The 22,932-nt window shown below is 33.8% G+C and carries 18 protein-coding genes; 7 read left to right on the plus strand and 11 right to left on the minus strand.

The annotated features are described in order from the left end of the window. The first annotated feature begins 4 nt into the window (after positions 1–4). Positions 5–649 (plus strand): aureusimine biosynthesis 4'-phosphopantetheinyl transferase AusB, encoded by a 645-nt coding sequence (ausB, locus tag SAMSHR1132_RS00785; RefSeq protein WP_000215717.1) that lies wholly within the window; start codon positions 5–7, stop codon positions 647–649. A gap of 263 nt (positions 650–912) precedes the next feature. On the opposite strand, the gene SAMSHR1132_RS00790 is transcribed toward ausB, so the two are convergent. The 6 genes from SAMSHR1132_RS00790 to SAMSHR1132_RS00815 all read right to left on the minus strand — a co-directional run bounded on the left by SAMSHR1132_RS00790 (position 913) and on the right by SAMSHR1132_RS00815 (position 7,285). Continuing rightward, a complete protein-coding gene (locus tag SAMSHR1132_RS00790) occupies positions 913–1,392 on the minus strand; it encodes a YagU family protein (RefSeq protein WP_096001335.1) in 480 nt (159 codons plus the stop codon). Between the two features lie 290 nt (positions 1,393–1,682). Continuing rightward, positions 1,683–2,441, minus strand: a complete 759-nt coding sequence (gene argB, locus SAMSHR1132_RS00795) for an acetylglutamate kinase (RefSeq protein WP_042355849.1) — start codon at positions 2,439–2,441, stop codon at positions 1,683–1,685. Between the two features lie 17 nt (positions 2,442–2,458). Beyond that, on the minus strand, positions 2,459–3,700 hold the full coding sequence (gene argJ / locus SAMSHR1132_RS00800; protein ID WP_000813125.1) for a bifunctional glutamate N-acetyltransferase/amino-acid acetyltransferase ArgJ: 1,242 nt from the start codon (positions 3,698–3,700) through the stop codon (positions 2,459–2,461). Positions 3,701–3,711: 11 nt separating this feature from the next. Then, entirely contained in the window at positions 3,712–4,743 is a 1,032-nt protein-coding gene (gene argC, locus SAMSHR1132_RS00805) for an N-acetyl-gamma-glutamyl-phosphate reductase (protein WP_000598502.1), read from the minus strand. A 35-nt stretch (positions 4,744–4,778) separates the two neighbouring features. Next, the gene (gene rocD / locus SAMSHR1132_RS00810) at positions 4,779–5,963 is read right to left on the minus strand and encodes an ornithine--oxo-acid transaminase (protein WP_001084426.1); all 1,185 of its coding nucleotides are present in this window, start codon (positions 5,961–5,963) and stop codon (positions 4,779–4,781) included. 344 nt (positions 5,964–6,307) lie between these two features. Continuing rightward, a complete protein-coding gene (locus SAMSHR1132_RS00815) occupies positions 6,308–7,285 on the minus strand; it encodes an amidohydrolase family protein (RefSeq protein WP_000182696.1) in 978 nt (325 codons plus the stop codon). A gap of 182 nt (positions 7,286–7,467) precedes the next feature. Between SAMSHR1132_RS00815 and SAMSHR1132_RS00820 the strand changes: the two genes are divergently transcribed. Further along, positions 7,468–8,082: a TetR/AcrR family transcriptional regulator gene (locus SAMSHR1132_RS00820; RefSeq protein WP_000182493.1), complete on the plus strand. Its 615-nt coding sequence runs from the start codon at positions 7,468–7,470 to the stop codon at positions 8,080–8,082. 108 nt (positions 8,083–8,190) lie between these two features. Here SAMSHR1132_RS00820 and brnQ1 read toward each other — a convergent pair whose 3' ends face one another. The 4 genes from brnQ1 to ptsG all read right to left on the minus strand — a co-directional run bounded on the left by brnQ1 (position 8,191) and on the right by ptsG (position 14,435). After that, positions 8,191–9,546, minus strand: coding sequence for a branched-chain amino acid transport system II carrier protein BrnQ1 (brnQ1, locus tag SAMSHR1132_RS00825; RefSeq protein ID WP_000728166.1), 1,356 nt, complete (start codon positions 9,544–9,546; stop codon positions 8,191–8,193). Between the two features lie 297 nt (positions 9,547–9,843). After that, positions 9,844–10,401, minus strand: a complete 558-nt coding sequence (locus SAMSHR1132_RS00830) for an isochorismatase family protein (protein ID WP_000606892.1) — start codon at positions 10,399–10,401, stop codon at positions 9,844–9,846. A gap of 68 nt (positions 10,402–10,469) precedes the next feature. Continuing rightward, positions 10,470–12,110 (minus strand): alpha-keto acid decarboxylase family protein, encoded by a 1,641-nt coding sequence (locus tag SAMSHR1132_RS00835; RefSeq protein ID WP_000813556.1) that lies wholly within the window; start codon positions 12,108–12,110, stop codon positions 10,470–10,472. Positions 12,111–12,389: 279 nt separating this feature from the next. Beyond that, entirely contained in the window at positions 12,390–14,435 is a 2,046-nt protein-coding gene (ptsG, locus tag SAMSHR1132_RS00840; RefSeq protein WP_001227550.1) for a glucose-specific PTS transporter subunit IIBC, read from the minus strand. Positions 14,436–15,000: 565 nt separating this feature from the next. On the opposite strand from ptsG, the gene mupG reads away from it, so the two are divergent. Genes mupG through rpiRb form a run of 4 tightly spaced genes read left to right on the plus strand, consistent with a single transcriptional unit; the run spans position 15,001 to position 19,295 of the window. After that, positions 15,001–16,065: a 6-phospho-N-acetylmuramidase gene (gene mupG, locus SAMSHR1132_RS00845; RefSeq protein ID WP_000145579.1), complete on the plus strand. Its 1,065-nt coding sequence runs from the start codon at positions 15,001–15,003 to the stop codon at positions 16,063–16,065. Continuing rightward, a complete protein-coding gene (gene murQ, locus SAMSHR1132_RS00850; RefSeq protein WP_000432005.1) occupies positions 16,055–16,951 on the plus strand; it encodes an N-acetylmuramic acid 6-phosphate etherase in 897 nt (298 codons plus the stop codon). Before mupG ends, murQ begins: the two co-directional genes overlap by 11 nt. A gap of 11 nt (positions 16,952–16,962) precedes the next feature. Continuing rightward, positions 16,963–18,417, plus strand: coding sequence for a PTS transporter subunit EIIC (locus SAMSHR1132_RS00855; protein ID WP_000159748.1), 1,455 nt, complete (start codon positions 16,963–16,965; stop codon positions 18,415–18,417). Positions 18,418–18,419: 2 nt separating this feature from the next. After that, on the plus strand, positions 18,420–19,295 hold the full coding sequence (rpiRb, locus tag SAMSHR1132_RS00860) for a pentose phosphate pathway transcriptional regulator RpiRB (RefSeq protein WP_000181835.1): 876 nt from the start codon (positions 18,420–18,422) through the stop codon (positions 19,293–19,295). A gap of 343 nt (positions 19,296–19,638) precedes the next feature. On the opposite strand, the gene SAMSHR1132_RS00865 is transcribed toward rpiRb, so the two are convergent. Next, the gene (locus SAMSHR1132_RS00865) at positions 19,639–19,920 is read right to left on the minus strand and encodes a hypothetical protein (RefSeq protein ID WP_000242463.1); all 282 of its coding nucleotides are present in this window, start codon (positions 19,918–19,920) and stop codon (positions 19,639–19,641) included. Between the two features lie 215 nt (positions 19,921–20,135). Between SAMSHR1132_RS00865 and SAMSHR1132_RS00870 the strand changes: the two genes are divergently transcribed. After that, positions 20,136–22,925, plus strand: a complete 2,790-nt coding sequence (locus tag SAMSHR1132_RS00870) for a type I restriction endonuclease subunit R (RefSeq protein ID WP_000951140.1) — start codon at positions 20,136–20,138, stop codon at positions 22,923–22,925. Positions 22,926–22,932 lie beyond the last annotated feature (7 nt).

A 22,932-nucleotide genomic window follows, 5' to 3' on the forward strand; every position in this document is an offset into this window, starting at 1 on the left:
AGTTATGACAGTATTTGTAATGCAATTACAGAGTAACTTGAAAAGTATTGAAGAATTAATATCACAAAGTCGTTGGTCATATAAAAAACCGCGAACAGTCAACTATAGATACAATCAAGATAAACTCATGCACAGATTGGGAGATATTTTACTGCAATACGGAATTCAACATGATACAGGTTTATTACCGCATGAATGGCATTATCACATTTCTTCATCAGGGAAGGCAGAAATTGTTCAACATCATAGCGATGGTCCATCAATTCATGTGAGCTTGTCATATAGTTATCCTTATATTGTGTGCGTCGTAGATACACAACCGGTTGGAATTGATATCGAAAAAATTTCAGATCGCTTAGACTGGCGTACATTAGTAACGTGCTTTTCTACAAATGAAGCACACCAAATATGTAGTTTAAATGATTTTTACCAAATTTGGACACAAAAAGAAAGTTTCACTAAGTTAATTGGAGAAGGTTTAATTAAAGGATTGGATGTTTATGATATGACCCAGTCACATTTTTATCAAGCACGTGAAGTGAAATTTAAGCAATTTATGTTTGATCGTTTTATGGTACAAGTATGCTTTATCGGACAAGCACCTTGGGGTTATAAAAAATTATCTATTTTTCAATTATTGAGTAGTTAGAAATACGTCTAACAGTATCTCTTAGCAATAAGCTTAAAGCTTAATACGCTGAATGGTTTGCTGTTAGACGTTTTTAGTTATATTTTGAAAAATTAATATTAAAACTACGGAATTGAAGAGGAAACAGGCATAGCGCAGTCATTCAATATGAATAATTGTATAAATAGAGAACAGCAGTAAGATAATTTTCAATTAGAAACTATCTTACTGCTGTTTTTTTAAAAAGGGATTTATGTTCGTCCCAGCATCTTATTATTTACATATTAATTCAATTTATAGCGATAAACAAAATGTTGTCGTACTAGTTCAATGGTCATCATCCAAACAACATGGCCAAATAATTCAGAGGCATGTTCTTGGAAGGGTTGATCCCATGGCGCTGGTACAGTATGCATAATTGGCATAATAATGATATGGAAAAGAATCCATATTGCAATACCAAAGACAGCACCTTGTCCCATTGCTAAGTAAGCATATTTTTTAACTAAAATACAATAAATAATCGCTATAACGATAGAAAAACTAAAATGAACAATAAAGCTTACCCAAGGTAACTCCATATTTGAAAATGTATATGTTTGATGAGTAAAGTCGCTGCTAAATCCTAATTGTTGCAATAACTCTTGAGGTGGATTCGTTGCATTTCGTTCTGGTGTACGAGGTGGAAACATGACCTCCCAGCCTAACTTTACAATTCCAGATAACAAACCACCAATAATTCCGGCATAAATGAACAAGCCAATTTGTCGTTTCGTCAACTTAAGGACCCCTCTCTTTTTATCTATGTTCATTATAGTAATATGTGAAAAAACTCACAATAAAAAGTTTTTTAAAATTTAAAATATTTCTATCAACTATTTAGAAAATGACAAATAGAGTAGCAAATTTAATTTTGTAAAGAAGTATTATAAACATAATAATGCTCATAGAAATCAATGATGTAAACCTCTAATGTTGTTGGTATATTGACCAAAAAGAAAATCACTTAATCAATGAAAAATATGACATCGATTAAGTGATTGAAGATGAAAATTTAACATATAGTTGTACCAACAAAATTGTCATGATAAATTTTTTCAATAATATTTGGTTTGCTACCAGATGCAATTATAACTTTAGGACATCCATTTTCAATAGCATTTTTAGCATCAAGTACTTTGGGAATCATGCCACCGTATATATCACCGCAATGAATAAATTGCTCAATGTTACTAATTGGCAATTTAGAAAGTACAGAATCTTGAATAATTACGCCTGCAATGTTACTGAGGACATAAATCGGTACTTCTAATGACGATGCGATGAAATAGGCAAGAGTATCTGCATTGATATTATAAAATGCATTATTATGATAACTATAGCCAATTGAGTTAATGACAGGGACATATTGAGTACTTAAATAATTTATGGCTTTTTTATTTAAAGTAGTAGGAATGCCCACATATCCATATTGCTGGTTATATGGTGTAATCTCAAATAACTGTGCATCGAGACCACTTAAACCAATTGCCGAACAACCATGTCGGTTAAATGTTGCAACTAATGCGGTGTTAACTTCTGCAATTAAAGTTCGCTTTGTAATATCTATTGTTAATTTATCGGTTACTCTTAAACCATCAATAAAATGTGGCTCAATATTATGACTTGATAATGCTTCATTAATAAATGGACCGCCACCATGTACGATAATTGGGTGAATATTTTGCGATTTTAAATGCTTAATATTGTTAATAATTGATGGATGCATGTCACTAAGTGTACTGCCACCAATTTTAATGACAATAAAGTTCATCATATGCTTACACCACCTTACGTACGATATGACGCATTGATGCGTACATAATCATAGGATAAGTCACATCCGTAAGCTGTAGCTGATGCATCACCTAAACCGAGCTGGACATCTATGATGACATTTTCTTTAGTTAATGATTTTGACATGACTTGTTCATCAAATGATACAGCCATACCTTTATCAACTACTGGAATATGATTAAGTTGGACGTATGTTTGATGTGGTTCAATATTACATCCGCTATAACCAATAGCTGTAATGATTCGTCCGAAATTAGCATCTTCCCCAAAGATAGCTGATTTGACAAGGCTGGAGCTTACGATTGTTTTACCAATTCTTCTAGCTTCTGATATAGATTTTGCGCCTGAAACATTCACTGTTATTAACTTTGTTGCGCCTTCGCCATCTCTAGCAATAGCTTTAGCTAAAAATGTGCAGACAAAATGGAATGCATCAACAAAAGTTTGCCATTGTGGATGATTAGAATTTAATGTTTGATGTTTCACTTGGTGATTTGCCATAACTAACACCATATCATTTGTACTAGTATCACCATCTACTGTAATCATATTAAATGAATGATCAGTCGTTGATTTTAATAATTGATGAAGTGTATCTGTTTCAATCGTGGCATCAGTTGTAATAAATGCGAGCATGGTAGCCATGTTTGGATGAATCATGCCAGAACCTTTAGCGGTTCCACCAATCGTTATCGTTTGATCATCAATTTTAAGTGACACAGCGATGTGCTTTGTACATGTATCCGTAGTTAAAATTGCCTCATTAAAAGCTTCAGACATAGCATAGCCGGTATCTTGAATATGTTCTGTCCCATATTTAATTTTATCCATAGGTAAATATTCACCAATAACACCTGTTGAAGCAACAGCAACATACTCAGGCGGTATGTGAAGTTGTTGTGCAGCCCATTTTTGCGTTTGTCTTGCATCATCTATGCCTTGTTTCCCTGTACAAGAATTTGCATTAGCTGAGTTAACAATAAGGGCTTGTAATTTGCCATTGGATTTTTGAAGTGTTGCTTCGGTAATAACAAGTGGCGCAGCTTTGAATTGATTTAAAGTATAAACAGCAGCTGCACTAGCCAATGAAGTGGAATAAATCCAACCGAAATCTTTTTTATTAGCACGTAAACCAATATGCATACCACCAGCAGTGAATCCTTGAGGTGTACTGATATCCCCATGCTTAATTATTGAAAAATTATGTTCTTGTAATGTCGTTTCTTGTTGTTTCATCGTAACACCCCTTATGGATAAACTGGTGATTGTCTTAGACCAGTAGTGATATCGAGACCATACAATTGATTTAAGTTTTGAATGGCCTGTCCACTTGCACCTTTAACAAGATTATCAATCACTGATATTAATATTGCTGTTTGTGTCGATTCGTCTACATAAATACCGATATCACAGTAATTACTGCCGAGTACCTCTTTAGTTGTTGGAAAACTACCGATATCTCTTATTCTGACAAACGGTTGATCAGCATAATAAGAAGTCATTAATTTATGTAATGATTTAGTCGTATTTTTAGAGGTTAATTTGACATAAATCGTTGATAAAATGCCACGAGTCATAGGTACAAGGTGTGGCGTAAATATAACTGAGACGTCTTGCCCGGCAATTGTTGATAAATATTGTTCAATTTCTGGTTTGTGCTTATGGTTACCAATTGCATAAGCACTTAGGTTTTCATTCATTTCTGAAAAATGAACACGTTGAGATAAAGAACGGCCAGCCCCTGATACACCGGTTTTAGCATCAATAATGATAGATGATAAATCCACAATTTTTTCACTAATTAGCGGGTGTAATGCTAGTAAGGTTGCTGTAGGGAAGCAACCTGGATTGGAAATCAGTTTTGTTTCTTTGTTATCAAATGATTGCCATTCTGAAATGCTATAGATAGCATGATTTAAGTCGTCTTGAGATGCAGCTGATTCTTTGTAATATGACTCATATACTTCACGATTTTTAATTCTAAACGCACCGGATAAATCGATAACATGAATACCTTTTTCAACTAAAGGGGGGATACATGTTTTACTCACAGGTGCGGGTGTAGCAAAGAAAATCACATCACAATCATTGTTTTCAACTGTAAGTGCTTCGAAGTGCTGCATGATATGTTGTAAATGTGGGAACGTTAATTTCAACGGTTCATCTACTTTTGAATGTGAATAGATATGTGCAATGTTTACTTGGGGGTGTGTCTGCAATAATCGAATTAATTCAATTGCTCCATAACCGCTACCGCCAACAATACCTACTTTAATCATCATGAATCCCTCCTAAATGATATATATTCTTATTTTTAATTTTTAAAAACCTCTTGAAAAACAGAAACGATGTCATTAATTTCTTCTTCGCTTATTACTAAAGGTGGTGATAAACGGATGATAGTACGATGCGTGTCCTTACATAAAACACCACGAGCTATTAATTGTTCAACAAATGGTGTGGCATCTGTGTTAAGTTCGATACCTATAAATAAACCACGGCCTCTAATTTCTTTGATGTTTGGGTTATCAAGTTGTTGGAGTTGAGTTAATAGTAACGATCCTAAGTGTTCTGAGCGTTCAATTAGTTCTTCATTTTTAAGAACATCAAGTGCTGCAGTTGATACTGCAATAGCTAACGGATTGCCTCCAAATGTTGAACCATGTGTGCCAGGTGTTAATACGCGCATCACATCATTATTTGCGAGAACTGCAGATACAGGATATAGTCCGCCACCCAGTGCTTTTCCTAAAATATAAATATCTGGAACAACTTGTTCCCATTCCATGGCAAACCATTTACCCGTTCTACCGAGACCGACCTGAATCTCATCTGCAATGAGTAATATTTGATGTGTATCACATAATTGTCGTACAGCTTTAATGTAACCTTCAGGTGGAATGTTTACGCCACCTTCACCCTGAATGGGCTCTAAAATAATTGCTGCAGTATTTGGTGAAATAGCTTGCTCTATTTGTTCAATGTTTCCGAATTCTACTGTGGTTGTACCTTGAAGTAGGGGGTGAAATCCTATTTTGTATGAGTCATGGTTTGATAGCGATAATGATCCCAATGTACGACCGTGGAAATTATTGTTCATAGCTATAATTTCAACTTGACCGTCAGGAATATTTTTAACATCAGACCCCCATTTTCTAGCGATTTTAATAGCCGCCTCAACAGCTTCAGTGCCAGAATTAAGGGGGAGTACTTTGTCTTTCTTAGCAAGATGACAAATTTTTTCTTCCCATTTACCGAGATTGTCACTATAAAGCACACGTGAAATAATAGACAACTTTGAAGCTTGTTCAGTCATAGCTTTAACAATTTCTGGGTGGCAATGTCCTTGGTTTGCCACTGAAAATCCGGAGATACAGTCTATATATTGTTGACCATCAGTATCCCAAACTTTAGTGCCTTTTCCTTTAGTAATAACAAGTTTAAGAGGTGCGTAATTATTAGAGCTATATCGATCAGTTAATTCAATGATAGAATTCATGGGTCTCCCCCTCCTTTATATTTATACATTTTAAAGAATTAATATTAATATATTACAGTTGTTCAATATAAGTGTCAAATATAAATTTAATAATAAATGCATAATATTTCTTTGATTTTAAAATAGAGTAGAGATGCTGCGATTTATTTTGGTGTTTTGTGGTTATGGAAAATATTTAAATGTAATCAAGATAGTTATTTTTAAGCATTGTGGTCTGATAAAGGTGATGAACAATAGTAACAATCGATTTGGTTTATGAAATTGTTGTATAAAAAAATAGTGCATGATGAATGAATACATTCATCAGCACTATACTTATATCAGCCGATATTTATATGCATAAATTATTTTTGGAATCTTGGGAATAATTTAAGTGCACTATTATATTTAATATTTTCAATTGTTTCATTGTTTAAATCTAGTTGATGCTCGATTGTATTAATCATTGATTGATCTAAATTTTCAGGTGCATAGTGAGCATCGCTACCGAATAAAATATGGTCTTCAGGAGTAGTTTCTTCTAATGCTCTAAATGTTGCAGCTTGTGTTGATAAAGCAGTGTCATAATAAAAATCACTAACATAAGCTTCAGGGTCTTTGGCTAGAACAACAAATTGACTTTCGTCCGCAGTTTGTTTGATTAATTTATAACATTCGTTAATTCTCCATGTTAAATATGGTAATGTACCACCGGCATGTGCCAAAATAAATTTAATATTTGGATAGCGATCCATTGTGCCACTTAAAATTAAGTTTGCTGCAGCACGCGTTGTATTAAAAGTAAACTCAGCCATGAAATCTACAGGCATATATTTTGGTCTAGGTACATAATCAGGTGGTGTACTTGGATGTATAAACACAACTGCTGATCTTTCATCAAGAACTTTCATTAATGGTTCAAATTGTGGGTCGCCTAAAAATGCTTCATTGTAGTTAGATAATAAACCTACACCATCTAATTGTAAATTATCCAAAGCATATTTAACTTCTTCAATTGCACTATCCACATCAGGTAGTGGCAATGTTGCGAAAGCACCAAAACGATTTGGATACTCTTTGATAATTTGTGTTTGAAGTAAATTAATTTCTCGTGCAATTGCTTTTCTTTTACTTGGTTCAAGTGGTTCAACGACTGGATCAGAAATGGAAGTAATCCCTACGTCAATACCTAATCTATCCATCATTTTTATACTGTCTTCAGGTTGCCAATTGTTGATTTTTAGACCACCAGCTTTGTCAATACCAGCTTCTTTTAATGCGTCTAGGTAAAATTCAGGAATGATGTGATGATGAATATCAATATAACCTGTTTTATTTGTCATAATATAAATCCTCCTAAAATTTCAAAATGAACAAATTGACTATTTATAGACAACTTGTATATAATTCATTGTACGCTTAATACAATTAATTGCAATTCACAAAAAATGTTTATTTGTACACTAAAATACAAATTGATTAAATGTGTAAATAAAGTAGAAAATGATAGATAGAGGTGCTGAAAATGACAAATAAAAAAATTGATCCACGGGTAAAAAGAACAAATCAATATTTAATTAATGCAATTGTAAAACTACTCAATGAAAAAGATATCAATAAAATATCTATACAAAATATCACAGATTCAGCAGATCTGACTCGAGCAACGTTTTATCTGCATTATCGAGATAAGCAAGATTTTTTCAATCGAATTGTCACAAATGTTATAGATGATTTGATAGATTACGTAAAAGATGGACATTTGGTAGCATCTGGCTTAAAAAGTGAATCAGATATTAAAAATGCATTTACGCGATTATTTGAATATATTTATATGAATCATACAGTTTTCGGCGTTATGTTAAGTGATAAAGGTTTATCACAATTTAGACCAAAATTAGAAACTGAAGTGCAAAAAGAAATTTATATACCATTGTTTCACGCACTTGTTAAAATAGATGGCGAAAAAGCAAGTAAGTTTCCACAACATTATTTTTTAAACTATATAACGTCTGCTCATATTGGTGTTATTTGTACTTGGTTAAATGACGATATGAATTATAGTCCGAAATATATGGCTGAACTTCTATATAAACTAACTTTAGAAGGTGTTTTTTCAGTAGTACAAAGTGAATTTTAAGCAATAGTTGTGAAGAATGAAGTAAGAGGATAAGGTGTAACAACACTCTATATAGGCAAGAATGAAAAATGCCACAAGCACATATTTAAGTATGCTTATGGCGTTATATTATGTTTGCGGTAAATTACGATGTTTAATTTTATAGATTATAAAGCCGATAATGAATCCAATTACACTAAGAACAACCCAGCCCATGCCGATATCTGATAATGGCAAATATTTTTGACCGAAGTTAATCAAAGCTTGAGCAAATGAAGTGCTTGAAATGAATTCTGGGCTAGCTTTTAATCCATCAAGTAATGCAGCAATTGCTGTAAAGAGAATCGTCCATTGATACACAATCTTTGAATGATGGAACTTACTACTAAATAAAGTTAATATGATCAAAGCAATTGCCAATGGATATAAGAACATTAATACTGGAACTGAATACATAATAATTTTAGTTAATCCGACGTTTGCGAACAAGAATGAGATAAAGCTTACAACTGTTGCAATCGCTAAATAATTCAGCTTCGGGAATAAATGCTCAAATGTTTCTGAAAATGCTGTAATTAAACCGATGGCTGTTTTTAAGCACGCGACCATAACGATTAGAGACAATAAGACAATGCCATAGTTACCTAAGTAATATTGTGTAATTTGTGCTAATGCGATACCACCATTTTCACTTACTTTAAAGTGACCGATACTTAATGTACCCATAATTGCTAATAGAGTATAAATGATACCCATCATAACGATACTGATAGTACCAGACTTTATTGTTTCTTTAGCGATATCGGTTGGATTTTCGATGCCTAACTTTTTAATCGTAGCAACAATAATAATACCAAATGCTAACGATGCTAATGCATCTAATGTGTTGTATCCATCTAAAAAGCCATTAAATAAAGCGTTAGATTGATATTGCTTACTAATAGGTGCATCTGAAATGCCACCTAATGGATGGATAAAGGCAAATAATAAAATGATTGCTAATAATACTAAGAATACAGGATTTAAAAATTTACCGATATATTCTAAAATTCGTGAAGGTTTTCTCGCAAAAAACCATGCAATCACAAAGAAAATAAAGCTAAAAATAAATAAATATAAAGTAATCTGCTTTGGTGATAAAAATGGCGAGAATGCTATTTCAAACGATGTTGTAGCTAATCTAGGTAGGGCAAAAAATGGGCCAATTACCAGATACAATGCAATCGTGAAAATATAAGCATAGGTTTTATTAACACGAGAGGCGATTTCAAATAAGCCAGCTGTCTTTGAAATACCGATGGCAATGATACCTAAAAACGGTAATCCGATTGCTGTAATTAAGAATCCTAAGTTAGCGATAAAAACGTTAGAACCAGCAGCTTGTCCCAAATGAATCGGGAATATAAGGTTACCAGCACCAAAGAATAAACCGAATAACATAGAACCTATAAACATGTTTTCTTTAAATGTTAGTTTCTTTTTCATATATGTATTTGTTCTCCTTTATAGAACTTATAAAAATCTACTTAATTAAGATAATATCAAAAACTAAACATAAAATGATACATAATTTTGTAATAAATACTAAATTTTTTGAAAATTCCGGAATGAAGGTAGCATTTAAATAAGTAAGAGGGATACAAATAGAATCATTTAACAATAAATGTGTGTATTTAAATTATAGAGGTTAGACAACCCGGCGTTTTAATAATTTGTGATGTGTATCGTATGCAATAAAAACGCCCCTTCATCAAAAATGAAGGGGGATATCTAAGTACACGCTTATTTTAATGTGTTCAGTAATTCATTTGTAGTTATTGTTTGTCCCATTATAGGAAATATATTTTCAATAGGAAATTGATGTAACGTTTCATTTTGTGCGCTCATCATATCCGTAACAAAGAACTGATTGTAGTTTAACTGATAGGCATCTCGTGCTGTCGTATCTACACCAACATGTGTTGCGACACCACCAAGAACAATAGTATCAATGCCTCGGCGTCGTAATTGTAAGTCTAAATCTGTACCTACAAATGCACTGAATTGCCGTTTGTCTATGACAAAATCGCCATCTCTCTTATCTAATAAGTGATGGAACTTACTATAGTCATCGCCTTCTTTAGGTGGTAATGATATCATTGCATTCGGTTTCAATGCATCGTTACCATCGTAAAGTTTAACGCGGACAAAAGCGATAAAGCCATTATTTTTTCTAAACACTTCTATTAATTTGTTAGCATTTTGAATTACATTTTCAGCAGTGTTAGGTGCGTAGTCCATTTTAAGGATGCCTTGTTGCAAGTCAATTAAGACTAATGCAGTTTTATTGAAATTAATCATTTTTTATCAGAGTCCTTTTCATATAATTAAGCATTTATAATTATATTTATACCCTAAGAACGATGAATTTATTTATTTTGTTGTGAAAATGCTTTAGCAATATCGATTAGTTTTTTCGGTGCATCTTCAACAGACATTTTGACTTCGACAAAATGCATTACATCTGTATTGTTGTTAATTGCGTTAAATGTATCTTGCAAGTCTTTTGCTGATTCAACATCATGAACTGCTACATTTTTACCACCAAATACAGCAGGTAGGGCTTTATAATCCCACATATGAATGTCATTATAAGGCTCATACATTCCATGAATGAGTCGTTCAACCGTATAGCCATCATTATTAATCACAAATAGTACCGGTTTAATATGTTGTCTAATCATAGTCGAAATGGCTTGAACAGTTAGTTGTAAAGAACCATCACCAATTAATAGTAAGTTACGACGATTTGTATCTGCTAATTGAGAACCTAATGTTGCTGGTAACGTGTAGCCGATAGAACCCCATAATGGTTGTCCGATAAAGGTATTATTTTTGTATAAAGCTAAATCGTAAGCTCCAAAGAATGATGTACCTTGATCAGCAATAATAACATCATTTGGGTTTAAGAAATTTTGCATCATTTTGAAATATGTTTGTTGTGTTAATGGTTCTGTGCCAACGGTACAATCTGTTGATGTTGGACGTTGATAAGCAGGGAATGATGCATTGTTTGTATATGAAATATTGGATAATTGTTTTAACAATGATAGTAGAGATACTGCATCATTTGTAACATCATCAATTTTGATATTGTGATGATTTAACATAACGACATCATCGATATTAAATTGGTATGAAAATCCAGCTGTTGCAGAATCTGTTAATTTGGCGCCAATATTTAAAATTAAATCGCTATTGTCCACATAATCTCGAATGTTTTCTTCGGCAATTTTTCCATCGTAAATTCCCATATAGTACGGATTTTCCTCATTAAAAGCACCTTTTCCTAATGAAAGCTGTGCCACAGGTATCTGTGTTTGATTTACAAAACCTTCTAATTCTTGATGGAGATTGAAACTATTGATTTCATGCCCAGTAATGATGACAGGTTGCTTCGCTTGCTGCAACTTAGAAGTTAACAACTCTATATATGTTGATGCATCAGTGTGTTGTGCTGGTGTCACTTCGAATGGTGTCGGTATGTCAATTTCAGAGATTGCAACATCAATCGGTAAATGCAAATGCACTGGGCGTCTTTCGGCAATAGCAATATTAATCAATCGTGGTATTTCAGTTGTTGCGTTTTCAGGTGTAATGTAACCTTGTGCAACTGTAATATGAGCAAACATTTTACGATAGTCATCAAATGTTCCTTCACCAAGTGAATGATGTACATATTTGCCAGCTTGTTCTACGGCACGAGTTGGTGCACCTGTAATCGCAATGACAGGTAAACGTTCGGCATAAGAACCTGCGATACCATTGACGGCGCTGAGTTCACCAACACCAAATGTAGTAACTAAAGCAGCGAGTCCATTAAGACGGGCATAACCGTCCGCTGCGTAACTTGCATTTAATTCGTTTGTATTTCCAACCCAATCTACATTGGGATTGCTGATAATATCGTCTAGAAAAGCGAGATTAAAATCACCAGGAACACCAAAAATTTTATCGACGCCTGCTCGATGAATAGCGTCAATTAAGTAAGCTCCAATGCGTTGTTTCATAAAAAAACCACCTTTTCTTTATATTTACACTTCAAATGATAGCCTTGAATGTGGTATAAGGTCAAGAAAGTTGACTTTATTGTGAAAACGCTAACAATAGCGAACAATTAATGTTTTTAAAAGGGTTTATATTGAGCAATTCAAAGAGGGGATACTAATATTAAAAAGTATAGAGAAGTGAATGTGTTGCATGAGATAATGACAAAATTTAAAGTTATTAAAGCGAAAATAAACAGGAGCGTATCCATAAAAAGGTATACACTCCTGTCGTTATATTAATTATTTAGCTTCAAACAATTGATCTCCAAATGCAATGTTGCCGTGTTCACCTTGTTTGAAATCAAGATTTGTAATATTGCCTTGAGTAACAATGATTGGTGTAATGTCGCTCTTCGCATTATTACGAATATAGTCTAAATCAAAGTTGATTAATAAATCACCTTGTTTAACTTCTTGACCTTCCTCAACATGTAAAGTAAAGCCTTCTCCGTTTAATTTAACAGTGTCTAAACCGATGTGGATTAATAGTTCTAAACCACTATCTGATACAAGACCAATTGCATGTTTTGTTGGGAAAATCATTTGTACTTTACCGTTGAATGGTGCACGAACTTCACCTTGTGAAGGTTTAATAGCGATACCGTCACCCATCATTTTTTCGCTGAACACTTGATCAGGCACTTCTGATAATGGTGTTACTTCACCAGTTAATGGTGCATGAACGATATGGCTCAATTCGCTTGTTGCAGATTTATCTTCTGCAACAACAACAGTTTCGTCTTTATCGTCTTCCATAGTAGTAGGGTTTTCTACTACTTGACCATTCATAATTTGTTGCATTTCGTGCTTGATTTGGTCAGATTTAGGACCAAAAATAGCTTGCATATTATTACCAACTTCTAAAACACCAGAAGCACCTAAGTCTTTTAGACCAGGAACATCAACTTTAGATTTGTCGTTAACTTCAACACGTAGGCGTGTGATACAAGCGTCTAAATGCTTAATGTTTGCTTTTCCACCCATAGCTTCTAATACTGCATATGGTAATTCAGTTGCTGAAGCAGTAGCTGCTTGTGATTGTTTATCTTCACGACCTGGTGTTTTATATTTTAATTTTACAATTAGGAATCGGAATACGAAGTAGTAAATAACTGCGTATACAAGACCTACAGGAATGACTAACCACCATTGCGTCTTATTTGGTAGCACGCCGAGTAAGAAGTAATCGATGAAACCACCTGAGAATGTATAACCTAAGTGAACATCTAATAAGTACAATGTTAAGAATGATAAACCATCAAGTACTGCGTGAATAAAGAATAATAATGGTGCTACGAATAAGAATGAGAATTCTAAAGGTTCTGTAATACCAGTTAAGAATGATGTTAAAGCTGCAGAACCCATTAAACCTGCTACTACTTTTTTATTTTCAGGTTTAGCTGTGTGATAAATTGCTAAAGCTGCTGCAGGTAAACCGAACATCATAACAGGGAATTCACCTTGCATGAATTTACCAGCCGTTAAATGTGCACCTTCACGAATTTGTTCGATAAAGATACGTTGGTCACCGTGAATAATGTCACCAGCTGCATTTTTCCATGAACCAAACTCGAACCAGAACGGTGCGTGGAAAATATGGTGCAGTCCGAATGGAATTAATAAACGCTTAATGAAACCGAATAAGAAGACGGCAACGCCAGTATTTGAATCTAATAATCCTGTACTGAATGCATTTAAGCCTGATTGAATCGTTGGCCAAATTAATGCCATTGGGAATGCTAATATAAATGATGTTGTAGCCATCATAATAGGCACGAAACGCTTACCAGCGAAGAAACCTAAATAAGATGGTAAGTTAATGTTATAGAACTTGTTATAACACCAAGCTGCCAGGGCCCCGATAATAATACCGCCGAATACACCTGTTTGTAATGTTGGGATACCTAAAATGCTAGCGTAACCACTCGCTGGATCACCTATGTTTTTAGGTGTTACTTGTAAAAAGTCTCCCATTGTTTTGTTCATGATTATGTAACCGACAAATGCTGCGATAGCTGCTACACCATCACCGCCAGCTAATCCAATTGCGACACCTAATGCGAAAATCATAGGCAAGTTATCAAAAATGATACCACCAGCACCTGTCATTAATTTAGCGACAGTTTGTACGCCACCATTTTGTATAAAAGGCAAGTAGTGTTGTAATGATTCGCCTTGCATAGCTGTACCAATAGCTAATAAAAGACCGGCTGCTGGTAAAATTGCAACAGGTAACATTAAAGCTTTACCGATACGTTGCAATTGACCGAATATTTTCTTTCTCACTTGTCCAACCTCCAAAGTTGTATTTGATATTTAAGATTCAATAAAAAAAGACACAAGCAAATAGACTGTGTTGGTAACCATCACAGTATAATTTAACTCATGCCTAATCTTACTTAGTAACACGTTGGTGTATGTAATTAATGCAAAAGAAGCAATTGACTAAGGTTAGTTTGTCGAGCTTACCATCACATCTTATTGAATCTTATTTGTTTGCGACTCCTATTTTAGCATGGTAAAGTATGCGTTTTCAATACAATTATTAAATTCAATTCCAAATAGCTAAATTATTTTAAGATTAATATGAAAAGTTAATATAAGATAATCAATAATAAAGTGCGTAAAAGTGAATGCTGGATGCGACAATAGCAATGATTTTAAAGAATTAAATGAAAACTCATGGAAGGAGATTGAAAAGAAGAAGTTGTGACAGAAATTTGTAACATTATTACAATGAATACACTTGAGCTTATTAATATTGTAATGTGGTTTCTCTTATAGTAAAATGTAAGCGATTACACAACTCAACTATATTTTCCTAATATTTATAACATTAAGGAGGGCTATTTTGACAGGCTTTTCAGTGTATTTAGGACAACCTTTAGACGAAGCGTATATTAAGCGCATGATTAATTTAGGTTATCAAACGATTTTCACATCTATACAAATACCAGAAGAAGATGACGAGACAAAATATCATTATTTCACACAACTACTCAACTTATTACAACATGAACAAGTGACATACCTCATAGATGCAAATCCATCTATCTTAACACCATCTTTTTATGAGCATCTTCGACAATATGATGCACAATTTATGATTCGTATCGATCATAGTACATCTATTGAGACAATCGAAGCGATTATGGCACAAGGTTTTAAGTGCTGTTTGAATGCAAGTATTATTTCCCGGGAATTGTTAACAAATTTACATCAACATTTGAATGATTTTACTTTACTTTCATTTTGTCATAATTATTATCCAAGACCAGATACGGGATTATCTGCTGACTGGGTTAAAAAGAAAAATGAATATATTTATCAATTTAATAAAAAGGCACAAATATATGGCTTCATAGTAGGTACAGATTTAAGAGGACCTTTGCATAAAGGTTTGCCAACTGTCGAATTAACACGATATGACCATCCAGTCGTTGCAGCCGATGTATTACAAGATGTTGGTATTACGGATGTGTTAGTTGGGGATCCAAAAATTGAAAAAAGACTAGCTATACAACTTATAGACTTTTGTAATTGTCGACATTTCTCACTAGCTATTAATGAAGATTTCGATGAGCAAGTAGCATTTCTTTTCGACATACAACATAAAGTGCGTCCTGATAACCCAGAAAAAGTTATTCGATCAGAAACATCAAGAGAAATAAATTCGCAAACTATTCAACCACATCATACGGTACAGCGACATATTGGTTCAGTGACCGTGGATAATTTGAAAAATGGACGCTATCAAGGTGAACTCCAAATTGTAAGACACCCTCTTAGCGCGCATGACAATGTTAACGTTGTTGCACAAATTATCAAAGAAGACTTACCGTTGTTAAATTGTATTGCACCGAATGATACATTTAATTTTCAAAAATTAGGGAGTGTCAAAAGTAATGGAAAATAGTACGACTGAAGCACGCAATGAAGCGACGATGCATCTCGATGAAATGACTGTGGAAGAGGCGCTAATTACGATGAATGAAGAGGATCAACAAGTACCATTAGCGGTCAAGCAAGTGATCCCACAACTTACAAAAGTCGTAAATAAAACAATTTCACAGTACAAAAAAGGTGGGCGTTTAATTTATATCGGTGCAGGAACGAGTGGACGATTGGGCGTCTTAGATGCGGCAGAGTGTGTGCCTACATTTAATACAGAACCTTATGAAATTATCGGTATCATTGCAGGTGGTCAGCGCGCGATGACGATGGCAGTAGAGGGTGCAGAAGATCATAAAAAACTTGCAGAAAATGATTTAGCAAAGATAAATTTAACAGAAAAAGATATCGTAATTGGTATTGCTGCGAGTGGCAAAACACCATATGTTATTGGTGGTTTAACATTTGCAAACACAATCGGTGCGACAACGGTGTCAATTTCATGTAATGAACATGCAATTATAAGTGAAATTGCCAAATATCCTGTAGAAGTAAAAGTTGGTCCTGAAGTATTAACTGGATCTACACGATTAAAGTCAGGCACAGCACAAAAATTAATTTTAAATATGATATCAACAATTACCATGGTGGGTGTCGGCAAGGTATACGACAACCTCATGATTGATGTGAAAGCAACAAACCAAAAACTTATCGACCGTTCAGTGCGTATTATTCAAGATATATGTGCTATCACATATGATGAAGCAATGCATTTATATCAAGTGTCTGAGCATGATGTAAAAGTTGCGACAGTCATGGGTATGTGTGGCATTTCTAAGGAAGAGGCAACAAGACGGTTATTAAACAATGACAATATTGTTAAACGAGCAATCAGAGATAAACAACCTTAGGAGGGATTTAAATGACCAAAGAGCAACAGCTTGCAGAACGAATTATCGCTGCAGTAGGTGGCATGGATAATATAGATAGCGTTATGAATTGTATGACGCGTGTTCGTATTAAAGTATTAGATGACAATAAAGTAGACGAACAAGGACTAAAACAAATTGATGGTGTCATGGGAGTTATACATGATGAACGTATTCAAGTTGTAGTTGGTCCTGGTACAGTAAATAAGGTGGCCAACCATATGGCGGAATTGAGTGGTGTAAAACTAGGAGATCAAATACCACATCATCACAAAGATTCTCAAAAAATGGACTATAAATCATTTGCGGCTGATAAAGCGAAAGCAAATAAAGACGCACACAAAGCGAAACAAAAGAATGGTAAGTTGAATAAAGTACTAAAATCAATTGCCAATATATTTATACCGTTGATTCCAGCATTTATTGGAGCAGGATTAATCGGTGGAATTGCTGCTGTACTTAGCAATTTAATGGTCGCTGGGTATATTTCAGGTGCTTGGATTACGCAATTGATTACCGTTTTTAATGTAATTAAAGATGGTATGCTAGCATATTTAGCTATTTTCACTGGTATTAATGCTGCTAAAGAATTTGGTGCGACACCAGGATTGGGTGGTGTCATTGGTGGTACAACTTTATTAACTGGTATCGCTGGTAAAAATATTTTAATGAATGTTTTTACTGGGGAACCATTACAACCTGGACAAGGTGGAATTATAGGCGTTATTTTTGCAGTTTGGATTTTAAGTATTGTTGAAAAAAGACTACATAAAATTGTACCAAATGCTATTGATATTATCGTAACACCGACAATTGCATTATTGATAGTAGGGCTATTAACTATCTTTATCTTTATGCCATTAGCAGGATTTGTTTCAGATAGTTTAGTTTCAGTTGTTAACGGTATTATTAATATTGGTGGTGTATTTAGTGGTTTTATAATCGGTGCTAGCTTCCTACCGTTAGTTATGCTAGGACTGCATCATATTTTTACACCAATTCATATAGAAATGATAAATCAATCAGGTGCCACTTACTTACTACCAATTGCGGCAATGGCTGGAGCTGGACAAGTCGGTGCAGCATTGGCACTTTGGGTAAGATGTAAACGCAATACGACATTACGCAATACACTGAAAGGTGCATTGCCGGTTGGTTTCCTAGGCATTGGAGAACCTTTGATTTATGGGGTGACTTTACCATTAGGACGACCTTTCTTGACTGCTTGTATAGGTGGTGGCATAGGCGGTGCTGTGATTGGTGGCATTGGACATATCGGTGCAAAAGCAATTGGACCAAGTGGTGTGTCATTATTGCCATTAATTTCAGATAATATGTATTTAGGGTATATTGCAGGCCTACTTTCTGCGTATGCAGGTGGATTCATTTGTACTTATTTATTTGGAACGACAAAGGCAATGCGACAAACAGATTTGTTGGGTGATTAATGATGACAAATATTTTGTATAGGATTGACAAACAATTGAGTGATTTTACTAAGACAGAAAAGAAAATCGCCAATTACATTTTAAAGAATCCACATAAAATCATTGATATGACAGTAAACGATTTGGCAGATGTTGCAAAAGTAAGTACGGCATCTATCGTTCGATTTAGTCGGAAGATGACACATCAAGGTTTTCAAGAGTTAAAGATTGCGATATCTAGATATTTACCTGAAGATATTGCGACTAATCCGCATTTAGAATTGATTGAAAATGAATCTGTAGAAACTTTAAAAAATAAAATGATCGCAAGAACGACAAACACAATGAGATTTGTAGCTACAAATATAATGGATGCACAAATTGATGCTATATGCGAAGTATTAAAAAATGCTAGAACAATATTTTTATTCGGATTTGGTGCGTCGAGTTTAACAATCGGTGATCTTTTTCAAAAGTTATCTCGTATAGGGTTAAACGTGAGGTTATTACATGAAACGCATTTACTTGTTTCAACGTTTGCGACGCATGATAAAAGAGATTGCATGGTTTTTGTTACGAACCAAGGTAGTCACAGTGAATTGCAATCTATAGCACAAGTTGCCACACATTACAGTATTCCCATCATAACTATATCTAGTACAGCTAATAATCCAGTGGCACAAATTGCAGATTATGCATTAATCTATGGCAGAACTGATGAAAATGAAATGCGTATGGCAGCAACAACATCTTTATTTGCACAGTTATTCACGGTAGATATATTGTACTATCGCTTCGTAGCTTTAAATTATCATGCGATACTTGATTGTATAACCCAGTCAAAAATGGCACTTGATAATTATAGGAAACATCTTGCGACGATTGAATTTAAACATTAGGTAATTACGCTTTCTAATATAAATGGATTTGCAATATAAATATAAGTAGTTTAAGTTTTCGATGTGACTAAATTATTTGATGAAAATGTTTTAAAAAAGTTGGAAGCGTCGGCATTTCATTGTATTGGGTAATGCAGCGTAAACAAATTATTGTGCGAACATTTTTGATAGAAACCATTTTAATATGTAGCACGGGTATTTGAGGGGAATTTGTTGTGTTGATACCAAACTACGATTTAGAAGGCATATACGAATAACTTAAAGCAAAGTTCAAATAAAAGACTCCCTATAAAGTAGACGCTTAAAAAGTGGAATACTTATAGGGAGCTTTGCTTTTTCGTGATTAAAAATTCAAGAATAATTTTAATGCTAAGTGAACTAATATGAAGATTATTAAGATTATCATAATCCAATTTGCAATATGAATAACACGTTTAAAGCGTTTACGTTGTTTGTATTCTGGGCTTTTATAGAGTAGGTAATAGTACATAAATAGAATGGCAGCGAACATACCAAATATTGAAGTGAAGTTACCAATAGTTACTGACATAAAATGACTTAAAGTTAAATAATAACTAAGAGTGATGATTAAAAATAAAATGATTTCATAGATAAATAAGACCACACATGCCAACCTCCATTACTTTTTAGTCGAAGTAGTGAGAAATTACTTGATGTAGTGCTTTCAAATATTAGTATACACTTTATATAAAATATAAGCATTAAATTAAAGGCCGATAAAAATAGAATATATTTACGTTTAAAGATAAAAAATAAACATTTTTCATTAATATTTATGATATATTTAGGACAATAGAAAGTGTACGGAAGGGGATATGGATGGCACATCAAAGTGAATATGCATTAGAAAATGAAATGATGAACCAACTTGAACAACTAGGCTATGAAAGGGTAACGATACGAAATAATGAGCAATTGCTTGATAATTTCAGAGCCATTTTAAATGAACGTCATGCGGATAAATTAGATGGGAAACCACTCACTGATAAAGAATTTCAACGTCTTCTAACGATGATTGATGGGAAAAGTATTTTCGAGAGTGCACGTATTTTACGTGACAAATTACCACTTCGACGTGATGATGAGTCTGAGGTTTATTTGTCGTTTTTAGATACTAAAAGTTGGTGTAAAAATAAGTTTCAAGTGACAAATCAGATAGCAGTTGAAGATGCCTATAAAGCACGTTATGACGTTACAATTTTAATCAATGGATTACCCCTTGTTCAAGTAGAATTGAAGCGTCGTGGCATTGATATTAATGAAGCATTTAATCAAGTAAAACGATACCGTAAACAAAATTACACAGGTTTATTCCGTTATATACAAATGTTTGTTATTAGTAATGGTGTTGAGACAAGATATTTTTCCAATAATGACAGTGAATTATTAAAAAGTCATATGTTTTATTGGAGTGATAAACAAAATAAGCGTATAAATATATTGCAATCTTTTACTGAGACATTTATGAGACCTTGTCAATTAGCCAAGATGATATCACGCTATATGATTATTAATGAAACAGATAGAATTCTAATGGCAATGCGTCCATATCAAGTGTATGCAGCTGAAGCACTAGTACAACAAGCAACTGAAACAGGCAATAATGGATATATTTGGCATACTACAGGAAGCGGTAAGACGTTGACATCTTTTAAAGCGAGTCAGATTTTGTCACAACAAGAAAGTATTAAGAAAGTTATTTTCTTGGTTGACCGTAAAGACTTAGATAGTCAAACAGAAGAAGAATTTAATAAATTTGCAAAGGGCGCTGTCGATAAGACATTTAATACTTCGCAACTCGTACGCCAATTAAATGATAAAAGTTTACCGCTTATTGTTACGACAATTCAAAAGATGGCAAAAGCAATTCAAGGGAATGCCCATTTATTAGAGCAGTATAAGACGAATAAAGTAGTATTTATTATTGATGAATGTCATCGCAGTCAATTTGGTGATATGCACCGTTTAGTTAAACAACATTTCAAAAATGCCCAATATTTTGGATTCACTGGTACACCACGTTTCCCAGAAAATAGTAGTCAAGATGGTCGTACGACTGCAGATATTTTTGGTAGATGTTTGCACACATATTTAATTAGAGATGCCATTCACGATGGTAATGTACTCGGTTTCTCAGTTGACTATATTAATACTTTTAAAAATAAAGCTTTAAAAGCAGAAGATAACAGCATGGTGGAAGCAATTGATACAGAAGAGGTATGGTTAGCTGATAAACGTGTGGAATTAGTAGCACGACATATCATTAATAATCATGATAAATACACACGTAATCGTCAATATTCAAGTATATTTACAGTACAAAGCATCCACGCGCTTATTAAATATTATGAGACATTTAAGCGACTTAATAAAAAGTTAGAACAACCATTAACGGTAGCTGGTATATTTACGTTTAAACCTAATGAAGATGATCGTGACGGTGAAGTACCATATCATTCACGTGAAAAATTAGAGAAAATGATTAGTGATTATAATAAAAAGTTTGAGACGAATTTTTCAACAGACACGCATAATGAGTATTTTAATCATATTTCAAAAAACGTTAAAAAAGGCGTAAAAGATAGTAAGATTGACATCTTAATCGTTGTTAATATGTTCTTAACTGGTTTTGATAGTAAAGTACTGAACACTTTATATGTTGATAGGAATTTAATGTATCATGATTTAATTCAAGCATATTCACGTACAAATAGGGTTGAAAAAGAATCGAAGCCGTTCGGTAAAATTGTAAACTATCGCGATTTGAAAAAAGAGACGGACGATGCACTGAGAGTATTTTCACAAACCAATGATGCGGATACTATTTTAATGCGCAGTTATGAAGAGTATAAAAAAGAATTTATGGAAGCATATCATGAGCTTAAAATAATTGTTCCGACACCACACATGGTTGATGATATTCAAGATGAAGAAGAACTGAAACGCTTTGTAGAAGCATACCGTTTATTAGCTAAAATTTTATTACGTTTAAAAGCATTTGATGAGTTTGAGTTTACCGTTGATGAAATTGGTATGGATGCACAAGAAAACGAAGATTATAAAAGTAAATATTTAGCCGTGTATGATCAAGTGAAAAGATCGACGGCTGAGAAAAATAAAGTATCCATATTAAATGATATTGATTTTGAAATAGAAATGATGCGTAACGATACGATTAATGTGAATTACATTATGAATATATTGAGGCAAATTGATTTAGAAGATAAAGCAGAACAACGACGTAATCGAGAACAAATTAGACGTATTTTAGACCATGCAGATGATCCGACTTTACGATTGAAACGTGATTTAATTAAAGAATTTATCGACAATGTTGTACCTTCATTAAATAAAGATGACAATATTGATGAAGCATATGTTAATTTCGAAAGTATTAAAAAAGAAGCGGAGTTCAAAGGATTTGCAGGAGAGAGATCTATCGATGAACAAGCCCTAAAAACAATTTCAAATGACTATCAGTATAGTGGTGTCGTAAACCCTCACCAACTTAAACAAATGATTGGTGAGTTGCCATTGAAAGAAAAACGTAAAGCAAGAAAAGCCATTGAATCTTTTGTTGCAGAGACAACTGAAAAATACGATGTGTAATGACTGA

It is taken from the genome of Staphylococcus argenteus (assembly GCF_000236925.1).
In the GTDB taxonomy this organism is placed as follows: domain Bacteria; phylum Bacillota; class Bacilli; order Staphylococcales; family Staphylococcaceae; genus Staphylococcus; species Staphylococcus argenteus.